The sequence below is a fragment of the Actinomadura sp. 7K534 genome, from assembly GCF_004348575.1.
In the GTDB taxonomy this organism is placed as follows: Bacteria; Actinomycetota; Actinomycetes; order Streptosporangiales; family Streptosporangiaceae; genus Spirillospora; species Spirillospora livida.
In genome coordinates this window covers 1-7,521 of record NZ_SMKB01000305.1, presented here as the reverse complement: position 1 = coordinate 7,521, position 7,521 = coordinate 1, and the positions used below count along the sequence as shown (strand labels likewise).

Below are 7,521 nucleotides of genomic sequence, written 5' to 3'. Positions count from 1 at the left end.
CGGTGGCGGCGGGGCCGCCTCGGGGCCGCAGCCGGGGTCGTCCACGTCGTCGAGCAGAGCGCGCAGCAGCCGTACCGCGGGGTCGGACTCCTCGGCCTGCCGCGGCCGGCCGGTCTCAGTCCCAGGGTGCGGACGGGCCGCGGAACCGGCAGCGCGCCGCGCCGCGAGCGAGTCGATGACCGCGTCGGTACGGCGCACCGCGCCGAGGTCCGCGGTGCCGGGTGGACCGCTCGCGGGCACGCGGGTCTCGCCGGGGTTCGACGGCTCGGCCGGATCCGGGGCTCCCCGCATGCCAGTGAAGGGGCCGCGCTCCGTCAAGCGATCGACTCCTCTCTGGCCATCGCCCGGAGCCTGGCGAGGGCCCGGTGCTGCGCCACCCGTACCGCCCCCGCGGACATGCCCAGCACATTACCGGTCTCCTCGGCCGACAGGCCCGCCACAACGCGCAGCAGGACGAGCTCCCGCTGGTGCTCGGGGAGGCGCGTCAGCAGGTCGCGGGCGCGCTGCGCCTCGATGTAGCGGACCACCGTCTCCTCCGGGCCGGGCCGGTCGTCGGGACCGTCCGGCAGGTCCTCGGTGGGCACGGCCGCGCGGACCGCGCTGCGCAGCGCGTCGGCGATCTTGTGGGCGGCGATGCCGAAGACGAAGGACACGAAGGGCCGGCCCATGTCCCGGTAGCGGGGCAGGGCCGCCAGGACGGCGATGCAGACCTCCTGGGCCACGTCGTCGGCGATGTGGTACTGGCCGGAGACCCGTCCGAGGCGCGCCCGGCAGTACCGGACGATCATGGGGCGGACCTCGGCGATCAGGACCTCGATGGCGCCCGGGTCGCCCTGGACGGCGAGACTGGTCAGCTCCTTGAGGTCGCCGTCGCCCGCCTGCGCCGCGCGGAGCACGCGGATTCCACGGCCGGTGTCGTGGGACGGCGGAGGCGCTGGCCCTCCCGAGGGGTCGACAGCGCGCGCGGCCATGGTCCCGGCGTAGCTTCCCTCGGTCACGTCAAGCATGATGCCCAGCACTCCCGGGCGTGTCTCCACCGTCCTTTACAACGGAATGGTCACAGTGCTGGAGCGATTCTGGCGTTACTACACATCGCACCCAGGGAAGCACGACGAGTCACGCAGCCCGCACGCCTCAAAACCAAGACCCCCGCCCGGAACGGGCGAGGGTCTCGGGAGACGCTTTCCGGACGAGACGCCGTCCGGTGCGGCGGTTCTCAGTGGCCGTGGCCGTGACCGTGGCCGTGGCCGCCGGCGGTGTCCTCTTCCTCCTCCGGCTTGTCCACCACGAGCACCTCGGTGGTGAGCAGCATGCCCGCGATCGAGGCGGCGTTGGTGACGGTGTTGCGCGTCACCTTCACCGGGTCGATGACGCCCTGGGCGATCAGGTCGCCGTACTCGCCGGTGGCGGCGTTGTAGCCGTGGCCGGCCTTCAGGTCGCGGACCTTGGAGACGACGACGTAGCCCTCCTGGCCGGCGTTCTCGGAGATCCAGCGCAGCGGCTCGTCCAGCGCGCGGCGCACCGCCTCCGCGCCGGTGGCCTCGTCGCCGGTCAGGCCGAGCGCCTCGAAGCCCTCCTTGGCGATGTGCACGAGCGCCGCGCCGCCGCCGGCGACGATGCCCTCCTCGATCGCCGCGCGGGTCGCCGAGACGGCGTCCTCCAGGCGGTGCTTCTTCTCCTTCAGCTCCACCTCGGTGGCGGCGCCGACGCGCAGCACGCAGACGCCGCCGGCCAGCTTGGCCAGCCGCTCCTGCAGCTTCTCCCGGTCCCAGTCGGAGTCGGAGTTCTCGATCTCGACCTTGATCTGGTTGATCCGCGCGGTGATCTCCTCCGCGTCGCCCTCACCGTCGACGATCGTGGTGGCGTCCTTGGTGACGGTGATGCGGCGGGCGCGGCCGAGGTCCTCGACGCCGATGCCGTCGAGCTTGAGGCCGATGGCCTCGCTGACGACCTGGCCGCCGGTCAGCGCGGCCATGTCGCCCAGCATCGCCTTGCGGCGGTCGCCGAAGCCCGGCGCCTTGACCGCGACGGAGGTGAACGTGCCGCGGATCTTGTTGGCGACGAGCAGCGCCAGGGCCTCGCCCTCGACGTCCTCGGCCACCACGAGCAGCGGCTTCTTGGTCTGGGCGACCTTCTCGGCCAGCGGCAGGAACTCCTGCACGTTGGAGATCTTGCCGTCCACGATGAGCACGTAGGCGTCGTCCAGGACGGCCTCCATGCGCTCGTGGTCGGTCACCATGTGCGGCGACAGGTAGCCCTTGTCGAACTGGAGGCCCTCGGTGAACTCCAGCTCCAGGCCCATGGTGTGGGCCTCCTCGACGGTGATGACGCCGTCCTTGCCGACCTTCTCGAACGCCTCCGCGATCAGCTCGCCGATCTGCGGGTCCTGCGCGGAGATGGTCGCGACGTGCGCGATCTCGCCCTTCTCCTCGACCTCGCGGGCCGACTTGACGAGCTGGTCGGCGACGTACTGCGCGGCGGTGTCGATGCCGCGCTTGAGGGACAGCGGCGACGCGCCGGCGGCGACGTTGCGGGTGCCCTCCCGGACCAGCGCCTGCGCGAGGACGGTCGCCGTGGTGGTGCCGTCGCCCGCGATGTCGTTGGTCTTGGTCGCCACTTCCTTGGCGAGCTGGGCCCCGAGGTTCTCGTAGGGGTCCTCCAGCTCCACCTCGCGGGCGATGGTGACGCCGTCGTTGGTGATGGTCGGCGCGCCGAACTTCTTGTCGATGACGACGTTGCGGCCGCGCGGGCCGATCGTCACCTTCACGGCGTCCGCGAGAGCGTTGACGCCGCGCTCAAGAGCCCGGCGAGCGTCCTCCTCGAATTCCAGGATCTTCGCCATGCGGATTCTCCTCTTCACGCGATTCCGCCCCGGGCAGCCCCGCCGAAGGCGGCGCCGACCGGGGCGGATGCATCACGTCTCGGTGATTACTTCTCGATGACCGCGAGCACGTCGCGCGCCGAGAGGACGAGGTACTCCTCGTTGTTGTACTTGACCTCGGTGCCGCCGTACTTGCTGTAGAGCACGACCTCGCCGACCTTGACGTCGACCGGGACGCGCTCGCCCTTGTCGTCGACGCGACCCGGGCCAACGGCAAGGACGGTGCCCTCCTGGGGCTTCTCCTTGGCGGTGTCCGGAATCACCAGGCCCGACGCGGTGGTGGTCTCGGCCTCAAGCGGCTGGACGACGATGCGGTCCTCGAGCGGCTTGAGAGTGACCTTGGTGGCGGTCGTCACGATCTGACCTCCCCTTCGATTGGTCCTCGGCCGGCCGCAGTCGGCCGGCCAGCACATGTGGCAGAAGAGGCGACCCTGGACCGGCCTGTCGTCGCGGGTGCCAGACCGACCTTTGTCGCTGTGTTGGCACTCTCAGCAGGAGAGTGCCAGTCTGGAGACTATTCCGTGCCCGGTAGCCCGTCAACACGGACACGAGCAGACCGGAAACCCGCCGCCCGCCGTACCCCGCCCGCTAACTTCCCCACCATGGAGATCGTCCCGTTCCTGGCCCTGGCCACGCCCGCCGGCCAGGCGCTCCTCGACGAGGCGTCGGGCATGGACGTGAGCGAGGACGGGCTGCTCGCGACGACGTCCCGGCTGCGCGAGCGGCACGATGCGGACCTCGTGTCGGCGGCCCTCACGCAGGTTCGGCTGCGGCAGCGGGCCAGGGCCAAGTTCGGCGATGACGCCGACCGCATGTACTTCACGCAGACCGGACTGGAGCAGGCCACCCGCGGGAGTGTGGCCGCCTATCGCGCGAGGCGGTTCGCGGACCGGCTGTCTGGCGCGCGTGTCCTGGAACTGGGGTGCGGCCTAGGGGCGGACCTCATCGCACGTGCGCGTGCGGGGCTCTCCGGTGTCGGAGTAGAGCTCGACCCGTTGACCGCCGAGGTGGCGCGGGCGAACATCACCGCGCTGGGCCTGGACGATCTCGCCTCTGTCCGCGTGGGTGACGCGACCGAGGCGGATCCCGAGGGCTTCGACGCGGTCTTCGCCGACCCTGGACGACGCACTGCCCGAGGCCGGATCTTCGACCCCCGCTCCTATGAGCCGCCGCTGGACGTCGTCCTGGGGCTGGCCGGCCGGGTGCCCTCCGCCTGCGTCAAGGTCGCGCCGGGGATACCGCACGAGGCCGTCCCGGACGGCGCGGAAGCCGAGTGGATCTCTGTCGGCGGCGAGGTCAAGGAGGCCGCCCTGTGGCTCGGCGGGCTCGCCGGGGAGACCGGCAGGCGGGCCACCCTGCTCTCAGCCGACCTCGATCCACAGGTCGCGACGCTCACCCCCCACGATCTGGGCGCCCCGGACGTACGCCCCTGGGGCCGCTACCTGTACGAGCCGGACGGCGCCGTGATCCGCGCCCACCTCGTCGCCGAGGTCGCGGAGCTGGTCGGCGGCGGGCTCGCGGACCCCCGCATCGCCTACGTCACGTCCGATGAGCTGCGCCCCACCCCGTTCGCCGCCGCGTACGAGGTCGAGGACGTGCTGCCGTTCTCGGTCAAGCGGCTGCGCGCGGAGCTGCGCCGGCGCGGCACGGGCGTCCTCACCGTGAAGAAGCGCGGCTCGGCGGTCGACGTGGACCGGCTGCGCCGCGACCTGGGCTTCGCCGGACGCCGCGCGCCCCGCGGCGCACCCGGGCTGACGCTGGTCGTGACCCGCGTCGGCGACGCCCCGGTGGCGCTGCTGACCCGTCCCGTCCGGGCCTGACCCGCCCGGACCGGCGGGCCGCCCCGGGATCGAGTCCAAAGATCTTCCCCGGGACGGGGCAATGCCAAGGGAGGGCGCGCGGCGCACCATGGCCGCGCAAATCATCGGCGCTTTCCGGCATTGCCTTCGCCATGGACGGCGCATACCCGGCAAGGGCGTGCTCCGGCCCGCCAATCGGCCCGCCGCACTCACCGGGCGGGGAAACACCAAGACATGTTCAGCGACCGGGACCAGGGCGCCCCCGAATACGTCATCAAAATGGCCCGCCACCGACCGCCGGGCATCACGCCGCACGAACACGCGTGGGCCATTGCGTAGGGCTCGGCGGTTCGCGAACTACCGATGTTGGGCGAGATGTACGGACAGAACACCGGGTGGAGGCCGTCCCGCGCACCCCCGGCCACCGTGCACATCCCCATGATCTTCTTGATAGCCGCACAACGCTTGATCTTCGCGCGTTCGGCGATCATTCACTATTCGCCCCATTGGGATAACAGGCGCATCCAACAGAACTCACGATGTTCTCTGCTACCCGTAATAGCCGCGCTCCACACGCACTACAGTGGCCACTCCAGAGATTCATTTGCCGTGCGTCATTTCGTCGCGCCGGCACACGAAGGAGCATCGGGTGGAAACGAATCACAACTTCCTGCAGACGGGGGGTCAACCGGTCTCGGATCGGATGCGGGAGTTGCTCGCCCGTGCGGCGCAGGACCACGTCTATGAACAGCGCTCACAGGGTCAGGTCCTCGACGAGATCCGCCAGCGGCTGGAGGGCATGGAGTGGCTGCTGCGCGAGGTCCGCGAGCGGGAGCTCAGCGGGCTGACCGGGCAGATCGAGAGCGTCCGCGGGCAGGTCGACGAACTGGCCGGCAAACCCCCGGAATGGGCCGAGGGCCTCGCCGAGCACCTGGAGGCGTTCGGCGACCGGGTCAAGCCCGTGGCCGAGCTGCCCGCGCTGTGGGCCGACGTCGGCGTCGTCGCCGAGAACGTCGACGAGGGCCTCACGCGCATCCAGGCCGTCCTCGACTCCGCGCAGCACATCACCGACGCCACGCAGCAGGCGTCGCAGCGCATGGACGAGATGACCAAGCGGCTGGACAAGCTCCAGGGCAGCATGGAGGCCGCGTCCGTCCGCTTCAACCGGCTCGACAAGTCGCTGGCGGAACTCGGGCACCGGTCCGAGCGGCTGGAGCACTCGATCAACGGCGTCACGGCTCGGGTCGACCAGGCGCTCGGCGAGATGGCCGAGCGCATGGAGCAGGGCCTGGAGGCGGTCGGCGGACGGGTCGAGGGCGTCGGCGGGCGGCTCGACGGCCTGGACGGCCGGCTGGACGGCGTCGACGGGCGCCTCGAGGGGCTGTCCGGCAAGATGGACGGCCTCGACGGGCGGTTCGAGGGCATCGACGGCCGCATCGACGGCGTCGGCGAGCGGATCGGCCGGCTGCCCGCCACCCTGGAGATCGCCGAGCTGCACCGGCTGCTCAACGAGATCGCGCAGCGGCCGGCGGCCGAGTACGGCGACCGCTTCGACGCGCTGGAGAAGCACCTCGCCGAGGCGGTCGACCCGCTGATCGAGGAGCTGCGCGCCCGGCCCGACCGCGACGAGGTCAAGGCGACCATGTCGCAGATCGCCGAGACGGCCTACAGCGACGTCGCCAAGCGGATGGACGAGTTCTCCCGCCGGTTCGAGGACGTGCACGAGAACGTCCGCAAGCGCATCGAGGGCATCCACGAGGAGGTCACCAAGCGGGTGGACAGCGCGCTGGAGGAGTTCACCACGCAGGTCGACCTGGTCTCCCGCCGCGTCGAGTCGGTCCACACCGACGTCGCCAAGCAGGTCGAGTCCGTCCACCACGAGGTGTCCCGGCAGGTCAGCGGCGTCCAGGAGGACGTCGGCAAGCGGATCGGCGACATCCACGCCGACGTCACGCGGCAGGTCGGCAGCATCCACGAGGACGTCACCAAGCAGGTGGGCCACATGCAGGAGGACGTCGCGCGGCAGGTCGGCGGGGTCCACGACGAGTTCGCGCGGCGCGTGGAGGGCATGCAGGACGAGGCCGGACGGCGCGCCGAGGCCGCGCAGGCCGAGTTCGCCAAGCGCTTCTCGCACGTCGAGGAGGAGGTCGGCCGCAAGGTCGACGGCGTCCACGACGACGTGTCCAAGCAGGTCAACGCGGTGCACGAGGACGTGCTGAAGCGGCTCTCCACCCTGGAGGAGACGATGCTCGCCCTCGCCGAGGCGCTGCTGCGCCCCCGCCGCGAGAGCAAGGACTGAGGGGCCGCCCCCAGACCGGCCGGTGTCCGGGTGGGTGGGGCCTTGACCGGCCCCACCCCGCGCCCTTTCCCGGGAGATTCGATACCCGTCGGGATCCGCGAAGTTCGCCCGGCGAAGACCGCAACGCCCCGAAGGTCCACCGGAGGCGCGGCGCGATGACGTGCGCCGCGTTACGTTCCGTCTTCACGAAATCACTCCCCATACTCTTCGGAATCCGTTTTCATGGATCAGGTGACCCACACACAGGCTCCCTGCCTCCCGACCGGCGGCCCGCCCGCCCGCGCCGCGCTGCGCTGGGTGGAGGAGTGCCTCGGCAAGGGGGCCGAGGTCCGCGCGGTCCGGCCGCTGCCCGGCGGGATGGCCCACACCAACCACGCGCTGCGCGTCGAGAGCGGGTCCGGCAGCACGCACGAGCTCGTCCTGCGCCGCTGGACGTCCCGGGAGCCCGCCCCCGGGCAAAGCCGCTACAGCGCCACCGCGTTCTCCCCCGAGCGCGAGATCGCCGCGCTCGCCCTCCTCGCCGGCTGCGAGATCCCGACCCC

At 71.4% G+C, this 7,521-nt stretch carries 6 protein-coding genes and 1 pseudogene; 3 read left to right on the top strand and 4 right to left on the bottom strand.

Going from position 1 to position 7,521, the window contains the following annotated elements:
- The 4 genes from E1266_RS33590 to groES form a co-directional block, all read right to left on the bottom strand.
- Window positions 1–291: hypothetical protein (locus E1266_RS33590; protein ID WP_207946075.1), on the bottom strand; the 291-nt coding region annotated here is incomplete at its 3' end.
- 23 nt (window positions 292–314) lie between these two features.
- Window positions 315–902, bottom strand: a complete 588-nt coding sequence (locus E1266_RS33585; RefSeq protein WP_132054027.1) for a sigma-70 family RNA polymerase sigma factor — start codon at window positions 900–902, stop codon at window positions 315–317.
- Between the two features lie 314 nt (window positions 903–1,216).
- Entirely contained in the window at window positions 1,217–2,842 is a 1,626-nt protein-coding gene (groL, locus tag E1266_RS33580) for a chaperonin GroEL (protein WP_132054025.1), read from the bottom strand.
- An 86-nt stretch (window positions 2,843–2,928) separates the two neighbouring features.
- The gene (gene groES, locus E1266_RS33575) at window positions 2,929–3,240 is read right to left on the bottom strand and encodes a co-chaperone GroES (RefSeq protein ID WP_207929349.1); all 312 of its coding nucleotides are present in this window, start codon (window positions 3,238–3,240) and stop codon (window positions 2,929–2,931) included.
- Between the two features lie 243 nt (window positions 3,241–3,483).
- On the opposite strand from groES, the gene E1266_RS33570 reads away from it, so the two are divergent.
- The 3 genes and pseudogenes from E1266_RS33570 to E1266_RS33560 form a co-directional block, all read left to right on the top strand.
- Window positions 3,484–4,701 carry an SAM-dependent methyltransferase gene (locus E1266_RS33570; protein WP_132054023.1) on the top strand — a complete coding sequence of 406 codons (1,218 nt, stop codon included), beginning with the start codon at window positions 3,484–3,486 and terminating at the stop codon, window positions 4,699–4,701.
- 628 nt (window positions 4,702–5,329) lie between these two features.
- On the top strand, window positions 5,330–6,979 hold the full coding sequence (locus E1266_RS33565) for an apolipoprotein A1/A4/E domain-containing protein (protein WP_132054021.1): 1,650 nt from the start codon (window positions 5,330–5,332) through the stop codon (window positions 6,977–6,979).
- 222 nt (window positions 6,980–7,201) lie between these two features.
- Window positions 7,202–7,521, top strand: a pseudogene (locus E1266_RS33560) (aminoglycoside phosphotransferase family protein); the annotation flags it as partial.